This window comes from Blautia sp. AM42-2 (assembly GCF_003480245.1).
GTDB lineage: Bacteria > Bacillota > Clostridia > Lachnospirales > Lachnospiraceae > Fusicatenibacter > Fusicatenibacter saccharivorans.
In genome coordinates this window covers 461,153-484,822 of the sequence record NZ_QUIM01000001.1, presented here as the reverse complement: position 1 = coordinate 484,822, position 23,670 = coordinate 461,153, and the positions used below count along the sequence as shown (strand labels likewise).

The 23,670-nt window shown below is 45.4% G+C and carries 19 protein-coding genes and 2 pseudogenes; 2 read left to right on the top strand and 19 right to left on the bottom strand.

Going from position 1 to position 23,670, the window contains the following annotated elements; genetic code table 11:
- Positions 1–165: 165 nt before the first annotated feature.
- Both DW915_RS02330 and DW915_RS02325 read right to left on the bottom strand, forming a co-directional pair.
- Positions 166–384: a cation transporter gene (locus DW915_RS02330; protein ID WP_055266075.1), complete on the bottom strand. Its 219-nt coding sequence runs from the start codon at positions 382–384 to the stop codon at positions 166–168.
- Between the two features lie 194 nt (positions 385–578).
- On the bottom strand, positions 579–2,312 hold the full coding sequence (locus tag DW915_RS02325) for a glycoside hydrolase family 5 protein (protein ID WP_158581003.1): 1,734 nt from the start codon (positions 2,310–2,312) through the stop codon (positions 579–581).
- A 607-nt stretch (positions 2,313–2,919) separates the two neighbouring features.
- Between DW915_RS02325 and DW915_RS02320 the strand changes: the two genes are divergently transcribed.
- Positions 2,920–4,617 carry a carbon starvation CstA family protein gene (locus DW915_RS02320; RefSeq protein WP_118741481.1) on the top strand — a complete coding sequence of 566 codons (1,698 nt, stop codon included), beginning with the start codon at positions 2,920–2,922 and terminating at the stop codon, positions 4,615–4,617.
- A 96-nt stretch (positions 4,618–4,713) separates the two neighbouring features.
- On the opposite strand, the pseudogene DW915_RS16520 reads toward DW915_RS02320, so the two are convergent.
- The 11 genes and pseudogenes from DW915_RS16520 to DW915_RS02270 all read right to left on the bottom strand — a co-directional run.
- A pseudogene (locus tag DW915_RS16520) lies at positions 4,714–5,078 on the bottom strand (aldo/keto reductase); the annotation flags it as partial.
- A complete protein-coding gene (locus tag DW915_RS15670; protein ID WP_158581002.1) occupies positions 5,079–5,243 on the bottom strand; it encodes a hypothetical protein in 165 nt (54 codons plus the stop codon).
- A gap of 46 nt (positions 5,244–5,289) precedes the next feature.
- The gene (locus DW915_RS02310; protein WP_022462878.1) at positions 5,290–5,784 is read right to left on the bottom strand and encodes an HD domain-containing protein; all 495 of its coding nucleotides are present in this window, start codon (positions 5,782–5,784) and stop codon (positions 5,290–5,292) included.
- A 153-nt stretch (positions 5,785–5,937) separates the two neighbouring features.
- Complete coding sequence (locus DW915_RS02305; RefSeq protein ID WP_118741480.1) at positions 5,938–6,813, bottom strand: phosphoribosylaminoimidazolesuccinocarboxamide synthase; 876 nt, start codon at positions 6,811–6,813, stop codon at positions 5,938–5,940.
- A gap of 159 nt (positions 6,814–6,972) precedes the next feature.
- Positions 6,973–7,347 (bottom strand): annotated as a pseudogene (locus tag DW915_RS16290) (family 1 glycosylhydrolase); the annotation flags it as partial.
- Between the two features lie 45 nt (positions 7,348–7,392).
- A complete protein-coding gene (locus DW915_RS02295; RefSeq protein ID WP_118741478.1) occupies positions 7,393–8,439 on the bottom strand; it encodes a GDSL-type esterase/lipase family protein in 1,047 nt (348 codons plus the stop codon).
- Positions 8,440–8,542: 103 nt separating this feature from the next.
- The gene (locus DW915_RS02290; protein ID WP_118741477.1) at positions 8,543–9,619 is read right to left on the bottom strand and encodes an SGNH/GDSL hydrolase family protein; all 1,077 of its coding nucleotides are present in this window, start codon (positions 9,617–9,619) and stop codon (positions 8,543–8,545) included.
- A 97-nt stretch (positions 9,620–9,716) separates the two neighbouring features.
- Positions 9,717–10,142 carry a hypothetical protein gene (locus DW915_RS02285; RefSeq protein WP_022462884.1) on the bottom strand — a complete coding sequence of 142 codons (426 nt, stop codon included), beginning with the start codon at positions 10,140–10,142 and terminating at the stop codon, positions 9,717–9,719.
- A 193-nt stretch (positions 10,143–10,335) separates the two neighbouring features.
- A complete protein-coding gene (locus tag DW915_RS02280) occupies positions 10,336–10,707 on the bottom strand; it encodes a LacI family DNA-binding transcriptional regulator (RefSeq protein ID WP_118741476.1) in 372 nt (123 codons plus the stop codon).
- Between the two features lie 97 nt (positions 10,708–10,804).
- Positions 10,805–10,939 (bottom strand): LacI family DNA-binding transcriptional regulator, encoded by a 135-nt coding sequence (locus tag DW915_RS02275; protein ID WP_082424407.1) that lies wholly within the window; start codon positions 10,937–10,939, stop codon positions 10,805–10,807.
- Positions 10,940–11,203: 264 nt separating this feature from the next.
- Complete coding sequence (locus tag DW915_RS02270; protein WP_158581001.1) at positions 11,204–14,311, bottom strand: glycoside hydrolase family 2 TIM barrel-domain containing protein; 3,108 nt, start codon at positions 14,309–14,311, stop codon at positions 11,204–11,206.
- 226 nt (positions 14,312–14,537) lie between these two features.
- Between DW915_RS02270 and DW915_RS02265 the strand changes: the two genes are divergently transcribed.
- Positions 14,538–15,407 (top strand): helix-turn-helix domain-containing protein, encoded by an 870-nt coding sequence (locus tag DW915_RS02265; RefSeq protein WP_158581000.1) that lies wholly within the window; start codon positions 14,538–14,540, stop codon positions 15,405–15,407.
- Here DW915_RS02265 and DW915_RS02260 read toward each other — a convergent pair.
- From DW915_RS02260 to DW915_RS02220, 6 genes are all read right to left on the bottom strand, one after another.
- Positions 15,393–15,929, bottom strand: coding sequence for a nitroreductase family protein (locus DW915_RS02260; protein WP_118741473.1), 537 nt, complete (start codon positions 15,927–15,929; stop codon positions 15,393–15,395). The two genes, DW915_RS02265 and DW915_RS02260, sit on opposite strands and share 15 nt — an antisense overlap.
- Before the next feature lie 20 nt (positions 15,930–15,949).
- Positions 15,950–16,486, bottom strand: coding sequence for a DUF3877 family protein (locus tag DW915_RS02255; protein ID WP_158580999.1), 537 nt, complete (start codon positions 16,484–16,486; stop codon positions 15,950–15,952).
- A gap of 221 nt (positions 16,487–16,707) precedes the next feature.
- The gene (locus DW915_RS15855) at positions 16,708–21,555 is read right to left on the bottom strand and encodes a penicillin-binding Tp47 domain C-containing protein (RefSeq protein WP_199676766.1); all 4,848 of its coding nucleotides are present in this window, start codon (positions 21,553–21,555) and stop codon (positions 16,708–16,710) included.
- Between the two features lie 282 nt (positions 21,556–21,837).
- A complete protein-coding gene (locus tag DW915_RS02230) occupies positions 21,838–22,362 on the bottom strand; it encodes a Gx transporter family protein (protein WP_055266099.1) in 525 nt (174 codons plus the stop codon).
- A 30-nt stretch (positions 22,363–22,392) separates the two neighbouring features.
- On the bottom strand, positions 22,393–22,776 hold the full coding sequence (locus tag DW915_RS02225; protein WP_055266101.1) for a NusG domain II-containing protein: 384 nt from the start codon (positions 22,774–22,776) through the stop codon (positions 22,393–22,395).
- Positions 22,777–22,796: 20 nt separating this feature from the next.
- Positions 22,797–23,669: a 4Fe-4S binding protein gene (locus DW915_RS02220; RefSeq protein ID WP_055266115.1), complete on the bottom strand. Its 873-nt coding sequence runs from the start codon at positions 23,667–23,669 to the stop codon at positions 22,797–22,799.
- Position 23,670 lies beyond the last annotated feature (1 nt).

The window sequence follows — 23,670 nt, the reverse complement described above, 5'->3', positions numbered from 1 at the left end:
ACCGCCGGATGAAAAAATCCAGCATTTCATCCCAGAGATTTACAGATCCAAATCCGCTGCTCCAGAGAGAAAATACTGGATTTTTCTCGAGCTGAACCGCAGACAGGTTTTAGAATCTATTCTGCTCCAGCTTTTTCTTCCATCCGCCGATGAAAGTTTTTTATTTTAGAGGAAGATCTCGCAGTCATCCTCAACTTTTTTGCAGTTTTTCAGAACATCCTGCATAACGCTCTTTGGATCCTGTCCGTCTTCGAACTCCACGATCATTTTGAGCATCATAAAGTTTACGGTAGCATCCTTTACACCTGCTGTGTTTTTTGCAGCCTCTTCCATTTTGTTTGCACAGTTTGCGCAGTCAACATCGATCTTATACGTTTTCTTCATCGCTTTTGATCTCCTTTTTCATTTTCACTGTTCATATGAACATTTATTCATATGTTTGTTTTTATTATAGCACCAGTGATGCAATTGTCAATGGAAAACTGAAAAAAATCAAAAAATCTGCCCGTCGGATTTTTTTGATTCCTGCGGGCAGATAGATCTGTTATTTATTTCTCATAAAGAAACGTTATGTTCTGCTATTTTTCACTTTTCCGAATCACAATCTGTCCGAACCGTGCACATCCGTCCAGAACCTCTATTTTCAGAATGCCTTCTCCTGTAACGGTACCGAGTGTGAACCGTTCGAGTGTGTTCGGTGCTGTTTCATATGCAAAATATGGATGAACATCCGAAGTTACTTTCTCACCGGCAGGAGGCATTACCCCTTCAAAAAGAGTCTCTCCCTGAATAGCTGCCTGTACCTTCACCTTTTTGTCTGCACAGTAAGTTACAGAAACGGTATAGGTTTCTTTTTCACGGATTGTATAGGAAGCATATTCTCCTGCTCCCAGCTGAAGCTGTACATGATCTCTCGGATGTTTGATCGGACCCGGTGCGGCAAACCCGGCCGGTTCAGGATGATATCCTTTTTCATAAACCAATTCAAACCGGTCATACAGACGATATCCTGTAGCATTCGGAAGATCACTAAGACCACGGTGTGAATCCATCGGCAGCGCGTTGTAGCCGATCGCCGGGATCTCAAAATTGCCCTCTCGAAGCAGATAAGGATGATACTGCGTATTTTCTTTGCATTTATCGACCGCCAGGCATTCCAGGTAGCTGTCCCAGATGGCCTGCGCATGCTCGTAGGACGGTTTTGCAGCTCCATTAATTGCATAATCGGTAATCAGATGCCATTCATCCGGAACATTAAAGTTCAGAATCGAAGCACATCCTGCTCCCTCTACCGTTTTCCAGCACCACAGATTATAACCGGCGTGGTACTCGGCAAGAATCTCATACATCGTTGTCTGCCATGCGTGCTCATTTCTTCCTCCTGTCTCGCCCATCCACAGGCAGATCTTCTGTTCCCGGCAGATACGGAGAACGCTGGCAAGAGAAGCTACCTCCGGAACAACCATCTCATACGCATGAAGACTGATGCCCCAGTTGTGGTATTCCGGGTCAAACTCATGATCAAAGAAATATGTAAGAGAGGAAAACTGTGTACCATTCAGCAAAAATAAGTGTTTCTGGTCGATCTTTCTGCAGCGGCGGATCATTTCCTCGTAAAAATAGACCAGCTTCGGTGTCAGCTCCTCGCGGCGCGGCGTCATGGAGATCGGCTCGTTGATACAGTCATATGCGCCGATGATCCAGCGGTCTTTGTATCTTCTCATAAACTCTTCCATCAGAAGAAACATCCGCTCCATCGATTCTTCATCGTCATACAGATGCTGTCCATTGTCCACGCCGTCATCACACGGAATTCCGGACTGGCCTGCCGTTGCCGCATGGAAATCTACGACAGCATAAACCTGATACGTCTCACACCAGTCGAGAACATCATTCAGCATGGCAAAGGAATCTTCATTATACGTAATCCCCGGCTCCTCATACAGAAAGCTTCCTGCGCGGATCGGCAGACGCACGGAATTGTAACCGCGTCTGGAGAGAAGTGCAATATCCTCCTCCGTCAGATACAGCCGTCTCCAGCGTTTCCAGAACTCCTCCGCATATTTCGTTCCGCAGGTCTCCCGTAGAATCTGGTCCATACTTCTTCCACGGTCCATGCGTCCCATCGGCGCATATTTTCCAGGCTCGAACAGTCCAAAGCCGCTCTGGGTGCCGAGCATAAATCCTTCCGGATTATCCCAGTTTCCCATGCCCCAGCCACGGAGAATCACCTCTTCTCCGAAATCATTCACAATAATACCGTCCTGATTGTGCAAAAATCCCCTTACACGTTCTTTGTCATAATACCCCATACAAAAATACCACCTTTCCGCAGAAGCCTTCTGATTCTGTGCTTTTTCTTCTATTATAAAAATTCTGTTTTTCTGTGTCAAGAAATAGATTTTTACTATTTTCAGGGAAAAGACATGATATTTTTTTAAAAATTGCTTGACAAACCGAAAAATGAGACTATAATGCAAAGTGTTCAAAAGAAAAAAGGGATCAGAAAAAAGCAATGAGCAGGACAACATTTTTCGGGTGAACCTTTGCAGAGAACCATCGGCTGGTGCGAGATGGCAGGTATCCCAAAGAACAATCCCCTGTGAGCTGTACAGACGAAACCAGAAATGGAAAGTAGTCCGGACCGGCCTCTCACCGTTAGCAGAGAAGAGATTCACCGGAAAGTGTATCAAATGGTTTCGGGGATCTTGTCTGAGTGATCGACCAAAAGGAACAGCCGATAATTAGAAGTGGTAACGCGGAGCGTTTTTTGAAAGCTTCGTCTTCTTGCATAAGTCAGGGAGACGAAGCTTTTTTTGTTTCCAAGCATACCAACACAATTGCCTTTTCCCTTTTCTTTTTCCATTTGAAATCCATGTAAACTGGAAATATCATTTTTGAACGAGGAGGAATTTTATTATGAACACGTTGGTTATTGTACTGATCGCCGCCGTATGTCTGATAGCAGGTTATACCTTCTACGGAAGCTGGCTGGCAAAGAAATGGGGCATCGATCCCAAAGCAAAAACACCTGCCGTTGCAAAAAATGACGGTCAGGATTACGTCCCTACCGATGGATGGACCGTATTCGCCCATCAGTTTTCTTCAATCGCAGGTGCAGGCCCTGTCACCGGTGCCATTCAGGCCGCTGTCTTTGGATGGGTTCCCGTCCTTTTATGGATCCTGATCGGCGGCATCTTCTTTGGCGCTGTTACTGATTTCGGCGCGCTGTATGCGAGTGTCAAAAATGAAGGAAAATCCATGGGACTTCTCATTGAGAAATACATCGGCAAAACAGGAAAGAAACTGTTTCTTCTCTTCTGCTGGCTCTTTACACTGATCGTTATCGCCGCCTTTGCAGATATGGTTGCCGGAACATTTAATGCTTACGAAACGGTTGACGGCGTCACAAAGCTTTCTGCCCAGGCAACTGTAAACGGCGCTGCCGGAAGCATCTCCCTGCTGTTTATCGCTTTTGCTGTTGTCTTCGGACTGCTCCAGAAAAAACTGCAGTGGAAAGGCTGGAAAGAAATGGTACTCGGCCTTGCCTGCACCGTTGCAGCCTTTGCAATCGGCATGAATGTACCGCTTGTAACAAGCAAAGCAACCTGGACTTATCTGGTATTTGCCTACATCTTTCTTGCCGCTGTCCTTCCGATGTGGCTTCTGATGCAGCCGCGTGACTTTATGACAACCTTTATGTTTGCCGGCATGATCCTTGGCGCTGTTGTCGGACTTGTTGTTGCACACCCGAAAATGAATCTTCCAATGTATACCGGATTCCACAATGCGACATCCGGAGATCTGTTCCCGATCCTGTTTGTCACCGTTGCCTGTGGTGCTGTTTCCGGATTCCACAGCCTGGTATCGTCTGGAACCTCTTCGAAAACCATTGCGAATGAAAAAGATATGCAGAAAGTCGGATACGGAGCTATGGTTCTGGAGAGCCTGCTTGCCGTCCTCGCCCTCTGCGTTGCCGGTGCTGCTGCTTCTGCAGACGGTACGGCTGCTGTCGGAACGCCATTTGCGATCTTTTCTTCCGGTGTTGCCGGATTTCTGGAAATGTTCGGCATCCCGGTATACGGAGCACAGTGCTTCATGACGATGTGTGTATCGGCGCTGGCACTTACCAGTCTTGACTCTGTTGCACGAATCGGCCGTATGTCCTTCCAGGAACTGTTCACTGTCGATGATATGGAACATGCTGCCGGATGGAGAAAGCTGCTCTGCAATAAATATTTCTCTACCATTGTTACTCTGCTCTGCGGCTACATCCTGACCCAGATCGGATATGCCAATATCTGGCCGCTGTTCGGAAGTGCAAACCAGATGCTGAGTGCACTCGTTCTGATCACGCTCTGTGTCTTCCTGAAAGTCACCGGCCGTGAAAACAGAACCCTGTTCCCGCCGCTTATCATCATGCTCTGCGTCACCTTTACCGCACTGGTAGAGCGTGTCATCGCACTTGTAAAAGCGTATGGAGCAGGAACCGCTGTCTTCCTCGTTGAGGGACTGCAGCTCATCATCGCCATTCTGCTGATGGTTCTTGGTGTCATCATTGTCATCAGCTGTGGAAAAGAACTGTTCCGGAAGAAAGCGGGACAGGAAACGAAATAATATAGATGTTTCTTCAAAGAGCTTCCTAACGCAAAACGCCGTCAGACTACAACAAGTCTAACGGCGTTTTACATGCCATAGTTTTTTACGAAACAATTATTTCTTTTCATCCAGCAGCATAACCCTATCTGCCAGATTGTGATCAATGGCACCAACGATTCGGTGCGGTATATACGGTTCTTCGAGATACGCGATGTCGTCATCAGTTAATGTTACAGCGAAGGCTTTTACCGCATCTTCCAGATACGCCGCCTTGGTCGCACCGATAATCGGGGAGCTGACTCCCTTCGCCCATTGCCATGCCAGTGCGGTCATACATTCAGGGCTTCCATTGTTTCCTCAATCGGAGTTTCGTAGTCAAAATGGTGAATGATATACAGATCCAGATAATCTGTTCCCAGCCGTTTCAGTGTACCGTCAATCTCTCTGTGAATGGCTTCTGCCGACAGATTGCCAAAATTTTACTCCGTATAATACTGTGCCTGCGCATTCCAAAGCTCATAGTATTTGCCGTTTGTATCCACAAATCCCCTGTTCCATAAGGTAGCATCCAGATACTTCGGGATGTCCCGGTTGACCGCCATAAAGGTTAAATGACCCCGGCTGTCCTGCTGTAAAAGTGACATCCTCCACCACCTGTAGAGGTGGGGGAGGATGTCACACTTCATGACCTTATTCCTTCTCCAGAAACATACTCTTCAACAGATGCGTTCCCGCTTCCGTCCGAAATACTTTTCTGCAGAAATTTTCAATCGCCTGTTTTGAATATTCGCTCTCGCCGGCATTGACTAGAAAATCGGCTTCCAGCAGGATCTGGTAATCCATTCCCTCTACATTTGTATAGGTATGATGATGCGTAACCAGCCATGTGATGCGTTCGACATCCAGTTCTCCTGCCGGTACATCTTTGAAAAATTCTGCAACGAGCGGCGCACTTTCCTCTTCCTGATGCTTTCCGCTGGTGTTTCCGTATTTTTCCCGACACAGCGGGCAGGCAATATCATGGACAACAGCTGCCATCTCCAGCGTTTCCTGTGTTTTTGGATCCAGTCCTTCCGCCTCGCCGATGTTCTTTGCAAAGGCCCATACCTTCAGAAAATGATAAATATCATGAATATTTCCCTTATAAAAATCTGTCATTTTTTCAATTGCAGCAGCAATTTTCATATCGTATTTCCTCCTTCGCATCCTGTCTTTCTTCCCATTATATCACATGTTTCACGCATTTGAGTATCAGATTATCAACTGATCTTATCACAAAATATGCAAAAACAGGAGGCAGAACCTGCCTCCTGTAGCTTTTTAACACTATGATGTTCTTTATGCCAGCGGTTTTCCTGTCAGCATCTCATATGCCTGAAGATATTTCTCGATCGTCTTGTCTACGATTTCCTGCGGCAGAGTCCAGTTGTGGTTTCCATCGTTGGCTTTGAGCCAGTCGCGCGCGAACTGTTTGTCAAAAGATGGCTGACCATGGCCTGGTTCATAACCATCTGCAGGCCAGAAGCGGGAGCTGTCCGGAGTCAGCATCTCGTCGCCGATTACGATATTTCCGTTTTCATCGAGACCAAACTCAAATTTTGTGTCTGCAATGATAATGCCTTTGCTTAAAGCATAATCGGCACATTTTTTATACAGAGCGATGGTGTAGTCGCGAAGCTTCTCTGCATACTCGGCTCCTTTTCCCGGGAAGTATTTTTCCAGATGGGCGATGCTCTGCTCATAAGAGATATTTTCGTCATGATCTCCGATTTCAGCCTTTGTGGACGGAGTGTAGATTGGCTCAGGAAGCTTGTCAGATTCTTTTAATCCTTCCGGAAGCTCGATGCCACATACTTTTCCTGTTTTCTGATAGCTTGCCCAGCCGCTTCCGGTAATGTAGCCGCGGACAATGCACTCGATAGGAAGCATTTCCAGCTTACGGCACATCATGCTGTTTCCGTCAAATTTCTCCTGCTGGAAAAATTCCGGCATGTCTTTTACGTCTACAGAGATCATATGATTCGGAAGGATGTCTTCTGTCAGATCGAACCAGAATTTGGACATCTGGGTCAGAACGGTACCTTTTTTTGTTACCACATTGTTCAGAATGACATCAAAACAGCTAATACGGTCGGTTGCTACCATGATCAGGCTGTCGCCGTTATCATAAATCTCGCGTACCTTACCCTCTTTGATTGGCTTTAATTCTTTCATCATGAATACCTCTTCTTTTCGTATAGGATAGTGAACGGAATTACACCCGATCCGGTGAAATTCCTTTGACACCTTTACCCTACACCACTCCTTATAAATTGTCAAGCATTTATTATTAACGCTACTAAATAAACCCCAAAAGGGATCTTTTATTTCCATTTATAGTTCTGCTCCGTTTGTTTCTATCACGTGTTTATACCAGAATGCGGAATCTTTCATAATTCTCTCTTGATTTCTGTAGTCCACATATACGAGTCCAAATCGATCTGAGTAACCTTTGGCCCATTCAAAATTATCCATCAAAGACCACTGGAAATATCCTCTGATATCCGCTTCCTCTGCTGCTTTTCTCAGTTCTCGCAAATATCTTGCAAGAAAATCATATCTGTGATAATGATCACACGCTGCTTCGCCGGTATGACCGGAATATACTTTCCCCGGTTCTTTTGTATACACGTCCCAGATGTGTTCACCTTTTCCATCTTCTTTTACTGCACCTTCAATTTGATATGCACTTGTTGCTGCACCCCAGACAAAATTTTCTGATGCTTTCTTCCTCTTATTACTCTACTATTCTAATTATTTCCATTCCTCGATTCCCAGATTCTCTATATAATCAGCAAGTTCTCTCGCCATCTCATAGGTTTCTGGAATTCTGAGATGTCCTGGAGTCGCTGCTCCGTTTCTTTTAAAGATACAATGGGAAATCTTACTGTCTCCCATAGAAACCACTACATCGTCAATTGCTTTGTCCCAAGAACTGTCATGCTCAAGCAATGTCGTACAGCAGATGACCGATGCTTTCGGATATACCTGACGCAGTTTTTTTAAAAATTCTGTATAGTGTTCTCTCCAAAGAATTGCTTTCTCACACATATAGTCTTCTGACATGTAATCAAACGGATGATTATCATTCTGGCCAATTGCCACGACAACAACCTGCGGTGTATACTGATTAAAATCCCATTCTGTCAGTTCACCAAATGTTTTATTAAAGCGGATTTTATTCCAGGCACTTTCCATTCCAAGCTGATTCGGCTCATGGAACCAGCCTTGTCCATCCAGTAATGCAATTCCGCCCTGTGCGATATCATGGATCTGTGCATTCAGCATACGTGCTGTCATCCATGCATAGGAATACCAGCTGTTAGAATAACCGCCCTGATGTTCAGGATCCGTCTTTCCTGTATAATCCACTGCTTCTGTCACTTCTCCTGCTGATACAGAATCTCCGTAAACTTCAATTTTTCTTGTCTGTGCATCCGGAAGTTCCAATAATTTTGCTCCGTCTTCAATTTCAAATCCAAGGATGTGCATCTCATGGCAAGAATCCTGACGTTTAAAGAAAAGGACATGATGTTCTCCATTTTCATTCTCCGGAACACGAATCTCTATTTCATTCTCTTTCTTGTTATCCAGATAATAACACAACTGCACTCCATCTAAAATACATCCAAGATAATTCTGCCAATATTCATTTTTGTTTTTTAAGAAAATTTTCAGGTATTTTCCTGTGAATTTAAACTCTGCTGATGTACATGGATAGACCCAAATCGGTTCTTTTGGATTTCTCCAGTCGATCCTTCCGCTATAACGTATTTTTTTATTATCAGGATTAATTCTCATCTTATCCCCTCCATATTTTACAGTAAACTTGCTGCACCGATCATTCCTGCTTCATTTCCAAGTGCTGCTGTCTCAATCTCCGGCATCCTCTCCTTCAAAAATCTTATGCAATAATTAATGACATCAGATAAAATGGAGTTGTATCCGTTACCTCTTCCGGAAGAATTGTTATATCTACCGTATGAATTTTCTTTTCTCCATGGTGCAATACTTTCTCAAGGTACAAACAATCTCCCCAGTCCTCATCGAAATTCCCATCCAAAAGGATAGATTTTTCTTTATCACCATCTAACACAAGCTCTGCTCTTGCTGCAGGAAGCTGTATTGTTTTTCTATACTGCACTGCAATGCAGGAAGCAGTCACCTCAAAATGAATAGAATCCCCGGCTTTTTTTCCGATCCATCCATTTTTAAAATGATCAAGATGTCCTGTTTTCTCTTCCGTATCTGCATGAAATCCGCAAAGTTTTGGTGAAATTTCACGGATTGTCAGGCGTTTTGCATTCTCGTATGCATTCTCCGTCATTGCCTTCGGAAAAACAGGTTCTTTTTCCTCAACTTCTAATTCTGCTTTCACGCTTTCAAGGAATTTTTCAATTTCTTCTGCAACAAGTTTGTGTCCTTTATCATTTGGATGAAGTCCATCTGGTGTAAGTTCTTCCCTTATATATTCACCAGCCTTCATTCGCTGATAAATCGTATCTCTTACACTCACATGTGGCACCTGATACCAGTTTCCAACTTCGTTATGATATTCCTGCGCATTCAGACCAGTATCATAAAAAACATTATTCAAAAGAACCACTGCCGGTTTTGAATCCCAGCTTAACAGTTTTCTGACAACTCCTTCATACGTTTCCTGGAAAAATATGTCTGCCTCATCATTTACACTAAAATCAACAACTATAAAATCTGGTTGATACATTAATACATCTGTCACTGCTCTGGAAACTCCGTAATGAGAAGTTGTTCCGCCGATTCCTCCATTCACATAATGAACGTTTGCTTTTGGGAACGTCTGCTTCCACCACGTAAACACACGATAAGCATACGTATTCTCCATTGTTGTCGCAAGACTTCCCTGTGTGATCGATCCACCTAAAAATCCAATCGTAAGTTCTTCTCCTTCTTCAGCTCTTTTCATGCAATCTTTCAGTCTTTTTAAACTTACATCTTTCATTTGTTTTTCCTCCAGTCTGTTTTTCACCAGTTATCTGTTCTTTTTCGCATCTGCATTTTCTCCAATTATATGAGTTAAACGACAAATGAGACATATTTCAGATACATTTTACTGGCTTTTTCGTGCCTTCCATTTGATGGAAATACAAGTAACAGTTGTAAACAATTCCCTGTACATTCGCCATGGATGGGATTCCAAATGTCTGATTTCCATATTTGAAGTTTACATTCGGGTATAGTTTCTGGAACTCTTCTACATACTCTTTGAACTTTGTATCCACGACGTCTGTCTTATGAGTAAGGAACTTCAGGTCTGCTTTAATATCTGTGTAATCCTTTCTGAACTCGATCTGGTCAAAAGTCACATCAATCTTTGTTGCTTCAACCTTTTTCCCGCTACTTCCACATCCAGCCATTGTTATAACCATTGCTACTGCCATTGAGGCTGCGATCACTTTACTTGCAACTTTACATTTCATGTTTTTTCTATTTTGTTGCTTTTTAAGCTGATTTAATTCTACCATTAACTTCGCTTATTCTCAATATTAAGTTCTATATTTGCTTATTTTCTACACCATGCACAGTTTTACGCATTGAGTTTTGTGGATTTTCCATTTATTGCAAATGGCTTTATCACGTTTTTATGCGATTAATTTAAGCTTAATAAGTATACTAAAGTTTAATCTTAAGTTATGCTCTAATTTGATATAACCTGTATCATATCGCATATCTTATACAATACTTTTTAATATTTAACCCTTTTTCTTCATTTTCCTGTCCCAATGCCTCAAGCATTGTCACGCTTTGACTTTTCGATGCAGCATACGCGACTTTCTGATACATGCTCCAGTAAAAAGAAACTCCAAGTTCCAGGCATTGTTCTGATACAATCACGCCGATCGTAACCCCCTGCCTTTTATTCGTATATTTTTTCAGATCATACCCAAGTTCTTTTGCTTTTGCTACCACCTGACTCCTGACTTCTTCACTTACCCCTTTTCTTCCTGCAAGTGCATTCGAGACAGTAACTGTACTCACATTCAATGCCTCGACTATGTCTTTTAATTTTACATTTCCCATTTTCTTCATCTGTCTCAATTTCTATTTCCTTTTACCGTGTTTCCCTGGATCACCCTGCCTTCCACGATTCGAATTCCTTTCGGATGCGTGTCTCCTTCGATTCGTTTTATGTTTCCTTAATCCGGCTGCGAAGCTCTTCACTAACACCTTTCCTGTCATTTAATGCGTTTGATACAGTTACAACACTTGATCCCACTGCCTCTGCAATCTGTTCCAGACGGACCTTCTTTCTTCGTCCCACGTTCTTTCCTACTTTCTGTCACTTATCTATTAGTTCCTCTATGACGTTATTAACATCTAAGATTACGTTAACATGATAGCAAATAACTATCAACTTAATTTAAGCTATTTTTTACTAAATTTGAGATTAACTTAAAAAACTATGAAAAAGCAGGCAAATATCCTGCTTCCTCATAGCTTTCTTCCTTTCATCATATGCAGCATTCACGAGAAATCTGTAATTTGTTCCGTAAGAATCCAATAGGCAGTTGGCCGATTTTTTCTTTTATGCGAAATGGAAACGGAACGTATAGCTGTATCTTCCCTTGCATACACGATATTCCGAGTGAATATTTTTCGTCCAGCCGGTATCTCCGCCAAGGCCTGCGTGCGCTACATCCAGGATCAGCCAGGTTCCTGTTGTCTGCTCCGGAAGTTCTTCCTCATATGTGGCTTTTCGATATTCTGCCATAGAATATGGAAGTGCACTGAAATGGAAATCATCACTGCCCACAATCTGAACGGTATGTGTTCCATCCGAAAGAGCGGCAAACCGCGTGTCCTCATGGCCACCGCATTCGCACGGTACCACAAACGGAACGTGCTGTTCTGCTACAGAAGATGTATAAAGCCCAATCAGTGCTGCGTCTTTTCGGTCTGCATACGTCTCCCAGGGACCTTTTCCATACCAAGTGAGCGTATCAAACGCTGCAGGGAAGCGGAACGACTGTCCGACTCTTGCGATGGTCTCAAGGCCGCTGTTGTTTGTTACTTCGTTTTTCAGCTCCATTCCCTCACTGCCGATGCGATACAGAGTATGAGCGGTAAAGAGTACTGCGTTGTCCGGCTCCGCGGTATAGGAAGCCTGCACTTCAAGAAGCACCTGATTTCCGGCACTGACAGCCGATACTGACTGTACTTCCTTTTTCAGACGATCCAGACCTTCCGCGCGCCAGATATCATCGTAATCACTTTCATGGGTTCCCTCATCAATACCGGTTGGGGCACGATAAAATTCATCTTTTCCGCCGGTCATAAAAGAAACGCTCTTTGCCTGATATCTGGTAAATTCACCTGTCTTTTTATCAAAGATAATTTCGGTCTCTTCGCCGGTGATGCGAACATGATTTTCATCCTCCGCTACGGTCAGTGGTTTCTCCACAATCGTTTTCTCGTCTGCCAGATAAACACCTGTAGTAACCGGAATCTGACGGCGGTATAGTTCTGTTCCCGCCGGTGCATAGAAGGTATCTTGGGCAAGCTCAACGTAATAATTTACATACGCCTCGCCATGCAGTTGTTCCGGAAGCTCCGGAAGCGGAAGCGTCTCTGTTGTTCCGGCTACCGTGTAAAATGTCGGATAGCTGCCTTTGGCAAGCGTTTCGCCGTTCTGCACAATTTCATAACGCACCTGCAGATGAGAAAGATCGAGGGTATGGTAGCGGTTTGCCAGCACCCATATAGTTTCGCCGGTATATGGATTTTTCACCTGCTCAATCGTAACCGGGGACTGGCCGTTTCTCACCTCATAGGCGCCCGGTTTATAGGAAAGATCGGCAAAGACAACACCATTCAGACACATATCCGGAACCGGATCGGTCACATCCTCTCCGAATGCTCCGCCGTAGCCGTATTTGATATTTCCGTCCTCCTCGTGGATCGCAATCGCCTTGTCCGCGAAATCCCAGATAAAGCCTCCCTGGAAACGCGGGTATTTATTGACATAGTCCCAGAACTCCTTGAAGTTTCCGTTGCTGTTGCTCTTTGCATACGCATATTCGCACATGATGAACGGGCGGAGATCGGAATCGTCTGCCATCACATCCGTAAGCCAGCTCATCGTCGGATACATCGGGCAGATGACGTCGGAAATATTACTCTTTGGGTTGCCGGACTCATACTGAACGTATCTTGTTTTGTCGTATTCGCGGATCCAGCCGTGCATCGCGGCATGATTCGCCCCGGCACCGGATTCATTTCCAAGGGACCACAAGACGATGGAAGGATGGTTTTTATCACGCAGTACCATACGGGTTGCACGCTCCAGATAAGCGGCTGTCCACTCAGCGGATGCACTGAGCTGTCCGCCGTAACCGTGCGTCTCAAGATTTGCCTCGTCGACAAGGTAAATGCCGAGCTCGTCACACAGATCATACCATTTCACGGAATTCGGATAATGGCTGGTACGAACAGCGTTGAAATTCAGGCGTTTCATCACAGCAATTTCTTTTCGCATCTGCTCCTCAAAAACGGTACGTCCCGTCTCGGCGCAAAAATCGTGGCGGTCAACACCTCGGATCACAAGGCGTTTGCCATTCAGGGTCAGAACACCGCGGCTGTTGATTTCCACCTGACGGAAGCCGATTTTGCAGCTCTCGATATCAACCGTCTCATTCTCTTTGTTCTGCAGCTCGACAACAAGGGTATAAAGTGTCGGGGTCTCTGCAGTCCAGAGTGCCGGGTTCTCTACCGGAGCAGTAACGGTTGCGATGAATTTCGGCATCAGATAGAAGCCGCACTCAGCAAACGTTCTCGAAGCCATCTCGGTTACTTTGTTCTGTTCTGCGTCATACAGCGTCACTTTGGCATGATACTCGCCGTACAGCGGTTTGGAGTTGTCCGGCCAGATCGTGACAGAGAGGGTAGCTTTCGTGTAATCCGGGTGTGTGAACAGTGTCTCTGCCTTGTAGTCCAGGATGTGCTGCACCGGTTTCGATACGAGGCGGACATCGCGGTAGATACCGGACAAATGCCAATAATCCTGATCTTCCAGGTAAGTACCGTCACAGTAGCGCATTACCTGTACAGCGAGGGTGTTCGTTCCCTCCTGCACATATTCGGTGATGTCAAATTCCGCGTTCACTTTGCTGTCCTGGGAATACCCCACCTGTTTTCCGTTGACCCAGAGATAGAAGCAGGACTCCACACCGCCGAAATCGATGAGAAGCTGTCGGCCGATATAGTCTGTTGGAACCTCAAAGGTTCTGAAATAGCAGCCAGTCAGATTTTTCTCCGGCACGTACGGCGCATTCAGCTCGTAGGTGCCTTCGGTAATCTCGATCTCAAATGCTTCGCCGTTTGCCTCCCGTTTGAACGGATACAGCATATTGGTGTAAACCGGCTTTCCATATCCCTGCAGTTCCCAGTTGGACGGCACCGGAATCGTATCCCACGCTGCGTGATCGAAATTCTCTTCATAAAATGCTTCCACCGCTTCCGGTGACGGATACATTTTGAATTTCCAGTCTCCGTTCAGATCCATTACAAAGCGTGACGCGTTCCGCTTTCCGGCGAGCGCCTGCTCTACCGTCTCATATGCACCGTACGGCGTATGCATCGGATAACGATTTTTCTGCGTTATATACTGATTTTCCCAGTCTCTTGTCTGTCTCATGTTCTTGAAACCCTCCTTGCCTTTGCTTTCGCATTTTCCGACTGCCTCTCTTCTTTTTATCCAGATTGGTGTTCCTTTTTTGCTTTCCTGTGATATAATACATCTGTGGATTTTCAGAAGATTCATGCAGTTATCTTATGATTCAGTATAAAACACTGCACGTGGATGAGAAATAGTTGATCTGGTGTTTCTTTTATCCAAAATGGGAAAGCAAAGGAGAAGTCGTATGATACCGGAATATCTGCTTGCAAAAATAGAAAAGAGCGATGTCATTTATCGCTGTATTGGAAATGAAATGAAGAACGGGATTCTGGCGTGCGGTTTTATGCGGAAAGAGACGGCGGACCGCTCGCAGTATCATTTTTCGAACGAGTATTACAGCTGTTTCGTGCTGCTGCGCGGGAGCGGGGAATATATTGCCGAGGACGGCACCTCCTATCCGCTGCAGGCGGGAAGTCTGGTCCAGCGTCTGCCGGGTGTGCCGCATTCCACACGCGTAGACCCCGATGGGAAATGGCTGGAATTTTTTATCTCGATTGGGAAACCGTTTTTTGATTCTTTCTGCTCGCTTTCGGTTCTGAACCGGGAGACGGTGTTAAAGGCAGAGCTGCTTCCCGGCGATCTCGAGCGGTATCAGAAGCTTCTGCAGTCGTTAAAGGCCACACCGGACAGTCTGCTGCCTTTGCGGATTCCGGAGATGGAAAAAGAGATTCTGCGAATGTACGGCTACCATGCGCACCGGGTGAATCTGCAGCGGGATCCGATCGAGGCCGCCTGCGATATGCTCTCGCAGAATCTTGATGAAGAAATTTCTCTCGAAGAGCTTGCCCGGTCACTCCAGATCGGTTATGAGACGTTTCGAAAAGTATTTAAAAAACAGACCGGCGTCTCTCCTGCACGGTACCGCACCAGGAAGAAAATGGAGCAGGCCCGTATTCTTCTCGAGGGCGGCGTACCGATGAAGGAAATTGCCGTTCTTGTCGGATATGGCGATGTCTATGCGTTCAGCAAGCAGTTTTCCCGGTTCTTTGGATTCCCGCCTGGAAAGTACCGCGCACGTCTTCACACGGATGCGCCGGATTTAGAACAGTTTTAAGATATCGTCCACGGTTTTACGTTTCGGCTTGTCCGGGTTGATGGCACGGTAGCCGACAGCAATGACAGCACCAAGGAGCTCATTCTCCGGAATGGAGAGGGCTTCACGGATAGCTTTCTCATCACGGATTCCCATAATCAGAGTATCAAGGCCAAGTTCTCTTGCGCGCAGGATCAGGTTTTCGTCATGCAGGCCAAGATCGTAATAGCCCCAGCCGTTTCCAACTTCGTTGTCTGGTGTGCCGTCCTGCGTAAATCCGGAGCGGTCTTTTACGAATGCTGTTACGACAAGTGCCGCTCCCTTTGAACTCTTCTGATTGAATTCTGGAAGGCATTTTGCGGAAAATTCTTCGACTTTCTCCGGTGTTACAAGGGCATAGTACCGTGTTGTCTGTGAGTTTTTCCAGGATGGTGCCTGAATCGCTGCCTGTACGATCTCCTGGATCTGATCTGCGGTTACGTGTTTCTCCGGATCAAACGCGCGGATGCTTCTTCTTTCTTCCAGCAGTTTTGTAAATTCCATGGTGTATATCCTCCTTTTATTTATAAAGCCTCGTAATCTTCCCGTGAAAAACGGTGATACGTCAGGCCGAATTCATTTTCTTCGACACAGTAACAGTATTCATCTACAGACGGGTCTGAAAAAGAAAATACATGGCCCATCTCATGCTCCTCGGATGCGTTTTCTTCCACGGTAGTATGCATTTTCTCTGCATAGGAAGAAAAGCAGTCCCGAACCTGTTCCATTGTGTTTCCAGGCGTTGTGATCACCTGCAGAAGGTTCTGCAGGAGCTCCGGAACAGGGATTTCCCGCTCGATATAAGAGCATCCCTCCTCCGGGATTTCCACACAGTAGCGGTCTTTGACTGCCGAAATAGCGAGCATTCCAAGGCGCGGCTGTACGTTCTTACAGAACGCGGCAAGCGCTTTAGCCAGGTCTTCTGTTTCGTCTAAAGAGAGGGAACGGCGCAGGGACTCCGCCGGGTAGTAGAGCTTCATCGTACCGCCCTCATAGCCGATCTTCACCTGCCACTCCCGAATCGTATCGGTAATATGTTTTTCCAACAGTTTTGCTGTCATGTTTTCTAAGTCACCTCCATTATGCTGCATGTGCAAAAAATACAGTATTATTATCGCATGAATTGGGTGTTGTGTGAACACTTAATTTTTTGTTTTTTACAAAAAGAAAAGAATCACTTTTTTTACTCCTCGAAACGACAGAAACCTCCGCCAGAAAAGCTGGAACAGAGGTTTCTGTGATTTCTTATGTCAGAAGAATTTCTCAGTTATTTCGTTCTGAATTACTCTTCGTCGTCTTTTTTCTTTCTGCCGCGGAGTTTGAATCCAAGTCCGCCAGCGCCAAGAGATGCAACTGCCATGCTTACCCATCCCCAGATGTTGGTAGCATCACCGGTCTTTGCATTATCGCTCTTCTTGGAAGTAGAGGTATTGGATACTTTATTACTTGCAAGCGGAGTAGATGTTGATTTCGGGGTGCTTGTCGGGGTCTTCGTCGGCTGCGTCGTAGGTATTGTGGTAGGAGCAGTCGTCGGGGTTGTGGTTGGTGCTGTTGTAGGTATAACCGTCGGAGTCTCAGTTGGGGTTACGGTCGGGGTTTCCGTCGGGGTAACAGTCGGAGTCTCGGTCGGGGTTACGGTTGGGGTCTCTGTAGGAGTAGGAGTCGGCTCTTCTGCTGACTTCTTCCAGGTGAAGCTAAGATCCTGATATCCCAGTGAAGAAACTGTAATTTCAAAGGAATCGCCCTCTGCGAACGGTGCTGCATCTGTCTTTAAGGAACCATCCTCATTGAACAGTACAACAGCTCCTCTTCCGCTTGCTGCATATGCTTTTCCATTTACAGTAACAGAGGTAATGTTCTTCAGATAATCTGCAAACTCTTCATCTGTTGCATCCCCGTTCTTAAGCAGACTCGGTGTTGTCGTATCTTCGTTAAATGCTGCCGGCATCTCTTCCGTGTAAAGGATAAAGTCTGCGGAAAGATCTGCATATTTACCATTCTTATCGCTGACAGTCAATGTATAAGAACCTTTCTCTGCATTCTTGAAGTACAGAGTATCACCGGACACGGTTCCCGTCAGACCTTCTACTGTATAGACAGCATCGTAATCATCCGGCAGGCCTTCCAGTTTAACAGAAGCATTTCCAGATGTGACAGACGCATTCTCTACAGAAAATTCATATGCAAACTTAACCGGTACATATACATCTGCGTCGACTTCGTAAATTCCCTTGCTGGTGTAATAGGTAATTTTGTTGATGGTCTGTCCCATCATGCTCTTGTAATGTTCCGAGGAGGTCGGGCAGTTATGAACGCTTGTCGTAAATCCAGTGCTCCATGCCAGCTCAGACACTCTCCAGATATTCTCCAGATGACGCATTCCGTAATCGTTGCCCTCTTTTGTGCTGACAACAACACCATATACGGTATCTTCGCCTGCTTTGATGGTATCAGTAAGACCATCCAGATCCAGCTGATAATCACCGTATTTGCTGTTAGTGGAGAGCTCTGCCGTTACATTTTCCAGCTTTGCTGCCTCGGTTCCCTGAACAGCACCAAAGGTTACATCGCCGTCTGCATCTACAGATGCTTCTTTGTAATAAGACGGAACCTCATGTAAAGTGTAATATGCATAGCTTGCATTCTCATACAGTGCATCTTTTCCGGTATACGTTGTGGTGGATGTCTGTCCACGGTTGGTAACGGTGATTTCTACAGAATCCTCATCTGTCACTTTCGTGTATTTGCCAAGATCCATACCCTCTGTTACTTTTACCGGGAAGGTAATACCTGTGATATCGCTTCCGTCTGCATTCACATGGTAAGATCCGCCGGAAAGAGACGCGGTTCTTGTTTTATTCTTTGTTGCGGAAGTAAACGCATCTACCGGAACATCATTATGAACCTCTGCCTGATAGAACGCTGCATACGGAATATTCATTAATACATACTGGGACTGCAGAGCTTCGATGGCTGCATTCAGATGCTCGGTTGCTTCATCTACGGTTCCCTGGCTCTGTTTTTTCTCCAATGCTTCTTTTGCTTCTGCCAATTCTGTCTGCATATTATTCCAGGAAGTTTCCGTGTAAAGATCTTTATTCAGTGCATCTGCCTTTGCAATTGCCTCTTCCAGTGCTGCTGTGCTCTCTACCGGATCAGCTCCTACAATGTTCGCTTTGGTTGCTTCAAACGTGTAGGAAGCATCTGCATAGCCAAGTGCATGAATCGTAATCTTCCAATAACCGGTTCCATCCGTTCCCTCCGGTAAAGTGCAGCGCAGGGAATCGGTAAGGCCAAGCTGGATTCCCATTACTTTATGCATCCAGTTATCTGCTGCGAATTTTGTTCCATACGTTGCTTTTGCATTCGTATAAGTGGAATCATCACCGTAATAAGTCCAGGTTACGGTCTGCAGATTAGCAGCCAGATCGCCGTAATCTCCCGTTAAATCTACGCGAAGGAATTCTCCATAAGAACCATTGGCTTCTTTCACGGTCAGTCCTACGGTCTCAGCATCCGGAGCTGTCTTCAGCGCCTGATCTTTGATTCCGGATTCACTTCCTGTTGTTCTTGCAGAGAAGGAGAAGCTTCCATCTGCATTTTTCACTGCTATCTTCAGACCGTTTGTGTTTTCTGTTACATCTGCAACCAGGCCTGTATAGCTCTGCAGTTTATTTTCAGAAAATCCACCGGAAAGTGTTCCGCCGTTTTCTACCACAACATACTTTTTGCAAAAATCTTCGTAATCATCTTCCGAAACTTTTACAGGCACATATTTCAGACCTTTTACTTCATAATGATCAATCTGGCTCTTATCGTAAGTTACGGTCTCGCCGTTGGTCAGAACTGCCGTGGTTGCTGCGGTATAATATGCCACATCATAGGTTGTGCCATCTTTCATGTAGATAGTCGCTGCGCACTGGAAGCTTCCTCTGTGCAGTCCATGGTTTGTAGTCGCACGGGTTACAACATCAAAAGCGCCTTTATCACTTTCTTCGCGACTGTCAGTTTCATCCGAACCAGCGTCGCTTCCTGCCGCCTGAACTCCTTCTGCTGCCCAATACTCAGCCCAGGTAAGACCTGCATATACATATTTATATGTTGTTTCTTTCTTCTCATAAGTAAAGGAAAGCGTCCTGTAACCTGTTGCAGTTACTTCGATTTCAAATTTATTTCCTTCTGCAAAAGCGGCAGCTGTCAGATCAAGCGTACCGTCTTCTTTGATCAGAATTGTTTTCCGTTTTCCAGTTGCTGCATATTCTTTTCCATTTACTTTTACCGAAGTGATGTTCTTGATATAATCAGCAAAGTCATCTTCTGATGCATTCTCTGCTTTTACAAGCGCCGGAGCACTTCCTTTTTCGTTGTAAGCAGCCGGCATTGCATCTGTATACAGAGTAAAGCTCTGTGTCAGATCTGCATAAACACCTTTTTTATCATGAATCGTCAGAGTATACATTCCTTTTTTCGCATTTGCGGAATAAGAAATGGTATTTCCGTCTACTGCAAATCCATCCAGACCATCTACGGAATATTCTGCATCATAATCAGCCGGAAGTCCGGTTACGGTCATCGTTGTCTTTCCAGCGGAAAGAGAAGCGTCTTCTACGGATACACTTGCCTCAAATTTTGTTGGAACAAAAATATCATTCACTGGAATCGTGTAGATTCCTTTGCTGGTATAATAAGTAACCTTATTGATATGCTGTCCCATCATGCTCTTGTAATGTGCAGAAGAAGTCAGGCATCCATGTACCTGTGTTGTAAATCCAGTTGACCATGCCAGCTCTGTTCCGCGCCAGATATTTTCCACATGACGCATACCATAGTCATTGCCTTCTTTCGTGCTGACAATAACACCATAGATCTGATCGGTTCCAACATCAATCGTGTTCTCCAGTCCGTCGAGATCCAGCTGATAATCTCCATATTTTGATTCAGTCATAAATTCCGGAGATACATTGGTCAGTTCAATTGCAGTTCCAACTGTTTTTCCAAAAGAAAGAGAGCCATCTGCATTTACCGTTGCTTCTTTGTAGTAAGAAGGTGCTTCGCTTAATACATAATATGCATAGTCTGAGTTTTCAAATAAGGCGTCTTTTCCGGTGTATGTCTGTGTAGATGTCTGACCACGGTTTGTTACTGTAATACTTATAGAATCAGAATCTGTTACTTTCTTAAATTTGGAAAGATCCACTCCTGTTACTTTAACCGGGAAGGTAATTCCATTGATTGCACTTCCATCTGCATTGGTATGATAAGAACCACCGGCAAGAGTGGCTGTTCTTGTTTTGCTCTTCGTTGCGGAAGAAAATACATCCACTGGAACAGAGTTGTTTACATCTGCAGCATAAAATTCATCATACGGAATGTTCATCAGAACGTAAGCCACCTGCTCAGTTGGAGTCTCGGTCGGGGTCGCCGTTGGGGTTGCGGTTGGCGTTGCTGTCGGGGTCGCCGTCGGAGTCGGTGCTTTAACAAGACCTTTTACTGCAGTATTCAGCGCATCTTTCGCGGTATCAACAGCGCTCTGGGATTCTTTTGCAGAAAGAGCAGATTTTGCTGCGGTAAGAGCAGTCTGGACAGCTTTCCAGGAGTCTGCGGTGTAGTCAGCTTCCTTTAATGATTCGGCATCTGCGATTGCTTTTTCAAGTGCTGTGGTGTCTACTGCTTCTGGAGTCGGGGCTGCTTTTTGGGTTGCTGCAAGAGCCGCGGTTTTTACTGCATTCGAAGTTCTGGTTGCACCCGATACAATATCCCATCCTTCAATGTTTTCAATCGTTGCATCTTTTCCAAGAAGTTTCGTTTTGAATCCTTTGCTGTTTGTAGCTGCTTTTTTGAAATATGTGGCATTCTCTGTATTGTATCCAGAGCCAGGCGTTACTGCAATGTCAGAAAATTTGCCGTCTGCAACTGTGATTTTGACATTAACGTCATATTCATCCCATGCATTCTCATCCTCATCGTCTTCTGCTGTTCTGGTAACATGAGCGGTAGACTCATAAGTACCATCTGCCAGCACGCCGCTTGTAGCATCCGCCAGTGCGGTTCCCGGGAGCAGGCTCATGGTCATGGAAGCTGCCATTACGGCTGCTAATGATTTTTTCTGAAGTTCTTTTCTTTTGATCATAACTTCCTCCTTTTTCCTTTTCCACAGTTTTGCAGGAAAAACAGGGGCAAAACTGTCCTTCATTATTATATTAGTTTTCACTAATCAATAATTGTTTTAACTAACCGTAGATTATTCTACTAATTTTTGATCGTTTTGTCTAACTCTTAACTGATTATTTTTTCTCAAAAGAGGCACAGATTCTGCTTATTGAGTATTTTTACTATTTAATGATCCGATACTGTGAAGTTTGTGGGATGATTTTCGTTCCCACACAGAAAAAATTCCGTAGATATGGAGTTTTCACCGCGAAGAACTCTTTCGTCCATCGCGTTTTACCGCAGAAAGAATGCGGTCCGAAAGGATTCCGATCAGCATTCCGGTGATGACTCCGGCCACGAGAAGCGCCGGCAGATAATAGAACAGTTTGCGGTTCTGCACCACGAGAGCCGCCACGCAGATCTGCGCGACATTGTGCGTCACGCCTCCTGCAATACTTACGCCGGTGATACTAAAGCCCTTGATGTGTTTCAGCAGAAGCATCACAAGAAAGCTCAAAAGCCCGCCGGCAAGGCTGTAAAGGATGGACATTCCATTTCCGAACAGATACCCCATCAGAAGAATGCGGGCGACGGAAATCATCAGGACTTCCCCTGCCGGAAGGAAAAAGAGGCCGACGACTACAACCAGATTGGCAATGCCGAGTTTGATTCCAGGAACACCGAGGTTGATCGGGATCAGTACCTCCACATAACTGAAGATCATGGCAAGTGCCATCAGCATGGCGCATAAGGCAATTTTTCTGCTTGCAGTGCGGCTGTCTCTCATAAATTCCAATTCCTTTCTTCTAAGCTGGTATTATTTTACAATCACATCCGGCGCATCGTCGGCGTCGTCCGTTGTGGATCCGTCACTTTCTACCTCCGCAACCAGCTTATGCGGCAGGCACACGATCGTCTCATTTACCCGGGAAATCGTACCCTGTCTTTTGCAGTAGCCGTCCGGGCAGTCAGCTTCTTCCATATGGACACTTCCGTTTTCGATCACCAGGACATTCGTTCCGTGACCCGTCTGAATTTTCACGGTCTGATTTTCTGCGAGTGAATACGTTCCGTAGACTTCGCCGTCCACCGTGACTTTCATGGTATTTCCATTTTCCGTTTTCGGCAGCCGAAGCGCCAGGGCAAGGATTCCAGCCAGGAGCAGAACGGCGCCTGCCAGAATCAGATCTTTTTTCTTCATATAGTTTTCCTTATTCTGAATCAGATGCCAGCCCATAACAGCAGTGTCAGCAGGAATACAGCACGGAACAGCGTAAAGAGGATTTCATTTCCGTGAAATTCCTTTACCCCGCAGCGGATATTACCTTTCGGACACGTATCAATACATTTCTGGCACTGGAAACAGTCGCCGGAGATCTCCACGTATCCATCGGATGGCAGTTCCACCGCTGACGGGCACTGTCTCGTGCAGGCGCTGCAGCCGCGGATGCAGTTTTCGCGTTTCCGGTGCAGAGTAAAGAACGGCAGGATCGGAAGCAGAGAAAAGACAGCTCCCATTGGGCACAGGAAATGGCAGAAAAAGCGCTCCTCAAAGAACATGCCGACCAGGATCAGCACCAGAAGAACAATGCCTGGAATATAAGAGGAAAGTCGGAAATTTCCCGCATGCAGCATGGAAAAGACATCCCACGGGCTTGTTCCTCTTGCTTTCTGATAAACTCCTGCAAAGCAGCAAAGAGCAATCAGAAGCAGAATGCCGTATTTGACCAGCGCCAGTTTTTTTGCCAGTTCCGGTTTGATGCGTATGGGCTTCTTTTTACGTTTCTTACAGATTATACCATAAATTGCATGCATTGCATCCCCCAGACTTCCAAAAGCGCATGCAAAACCGCAGAAAAATCTTCCGAATACGATCGTAAATGCACAGACAAGGAGCAGAGCCGACACAAACGCGGTCATCTCAATTTTTTCACCCTGTCCAAGCTGCGTAAAAATGTATTTCACTCCGTTAAATGCAGCGGTAAATACTGACGGAAGAAACAGGAAATATAAAAGCTGGATTCCGGCACGCAGGCAGGAAACGATCTGTTTTCTCTTCTTTGCCGGTAATGTGGATAGATCTAAATTTTTCATG

What these genes read in the sequence shown, in the direction of transcription:
- DW915_RS02310 (WP_022462878.1), bottom strand. Translation starts at nt 5,784, where the DNA reads ATGAAAATTGCTGCTGCAATTGAAAAAATGACAGATTTTTATAAGGGA.
- DW915_RS15855 (WP_199676766.1), bottom strand. Translation starts at nt 21,555, where the DNA reads ATGATCAAAAGAAAAGAACTTCAGAAAAAATCATTAGCAGCCGTAATG.
- DW915_RS02270 (WP_158581001.1), bottom strand. Translation starts at nt 14,311, where the DNA reads ATGAGACAGACAAGAGACTGGGAAAATCAGTATATAACGCAGAAAAAT.
- DW915_RS02255 (WP_158580999.1), bottom strand. Translation starts at nt 16,486, where the DNA reads ATGACAGCAAAACTGTTGGAAAAACATATTACCGATACGATTCGGGAG.
- DW915_RS02305 (WP_118741480.1), bottom strand. Translation starts at nt 6,813, where the DNA reads ATGAAAGAATTAAAGCCAATCAAAGAGGGTAAGGTACGCGAGATTTAT.
- DW915_RS02290 (WP_118741477.1), bottom strand. Translation starts at nt 9,619, where the DNA reads ATGAAAGATGTAAGTTTAAAAAGACTGAAAGATTGCATGAAAAGAGCT.
- DW915_RS02295 (WP_118741478.1), bottom strand. Translation starts at nt 8,439, where the DNA reads ATGAGAATTAATCCTGATAATAAAAAAATACGTTATAGCGGAAGGATC.
- DW915_RS02285 (WP_022462884.1), bottom strand. Translation starts at nt 10,142, where the DNA reads ATGGTAGAATTAAATCAGCTTAAAAAGCAACAAAATAGAAAAAACATG.
- DW915_RS02280 (WP_118741476.1), bottom strand. Translation starts at nt 10,707, where the DNA reads ATGAAGAAAATGGGAAATGTAAAATTAAAAGACATAGTCGAGGCATTG.
- DW915_RS02230 (WP_055266099.1), bottom strand. Translation starts at nt 22,362, where the DNA reads ATGAGAGACAGCCGCACTGCAAGCAGAAAAATTGCCTTATGCGCCATG.
- DW915_RS02320 (WP_118741481.1), top strand. Translation starts at nt 2,920, where the DNA reads ATGAACACGTTGGTTATTGTACTGATCGCCGCCGTATGTCTGATAGCA.
- DW915_RS02260 (WP_118741473.1), bottom strand. Translation starts at nt 15,929, where the DNA reads ATGGAATTTACAAAACTGCTGGAAGAAAGAAGAAGCATCCGCGCGTTT.
- DW915_RS02330 (WP_055266075.1), bottom strand. Translation starts at nt 384, where the DNA reads ATGAAGAAAACGTATAAGATCGATGTTGACTGCGCAAACTGTGCAAAC.
- DW915_RS02325 (WP_158581003.1), bottom strand. Translation starts at nt 2,312, where the DNA reads ATGGGGTATTATGACAAAGAACGTGTAAGGGGATTTTTGCACAATCAG.
- DW915_RS02265 (WP_158581000.1), top strand. Translation starts at nt 14,538, where the DNA reads ATGATACCGGAATATCTGCTTGCAAAAATAGAAAAGAGCGATGTCATT.
- DW915_RS02225 (WP_055266101.1), bottom strand. Translation starts at nt 22,776, where the DNA reads ATGAAGAAAAAAGATCTGATTCTGGCAGGCGCCGTTCTGCTCCTGGCT.
- DW915_RS02220 (WP_055266115.1), bottom strand. Translation starts at nt 23,669, where the DNA reads ATGAAAAATTTAGATCTATCCACATTACCGGCAAAGAAGAGAAAACAG.
- DW915_RS15670 (WP_158581002.1), bottom strand. Translation starts at nt 5,243, where the DNA reads ATGTCACTTTTACAGCAGGACAGCCGGGGTCATTTAACCTTTATGGCG.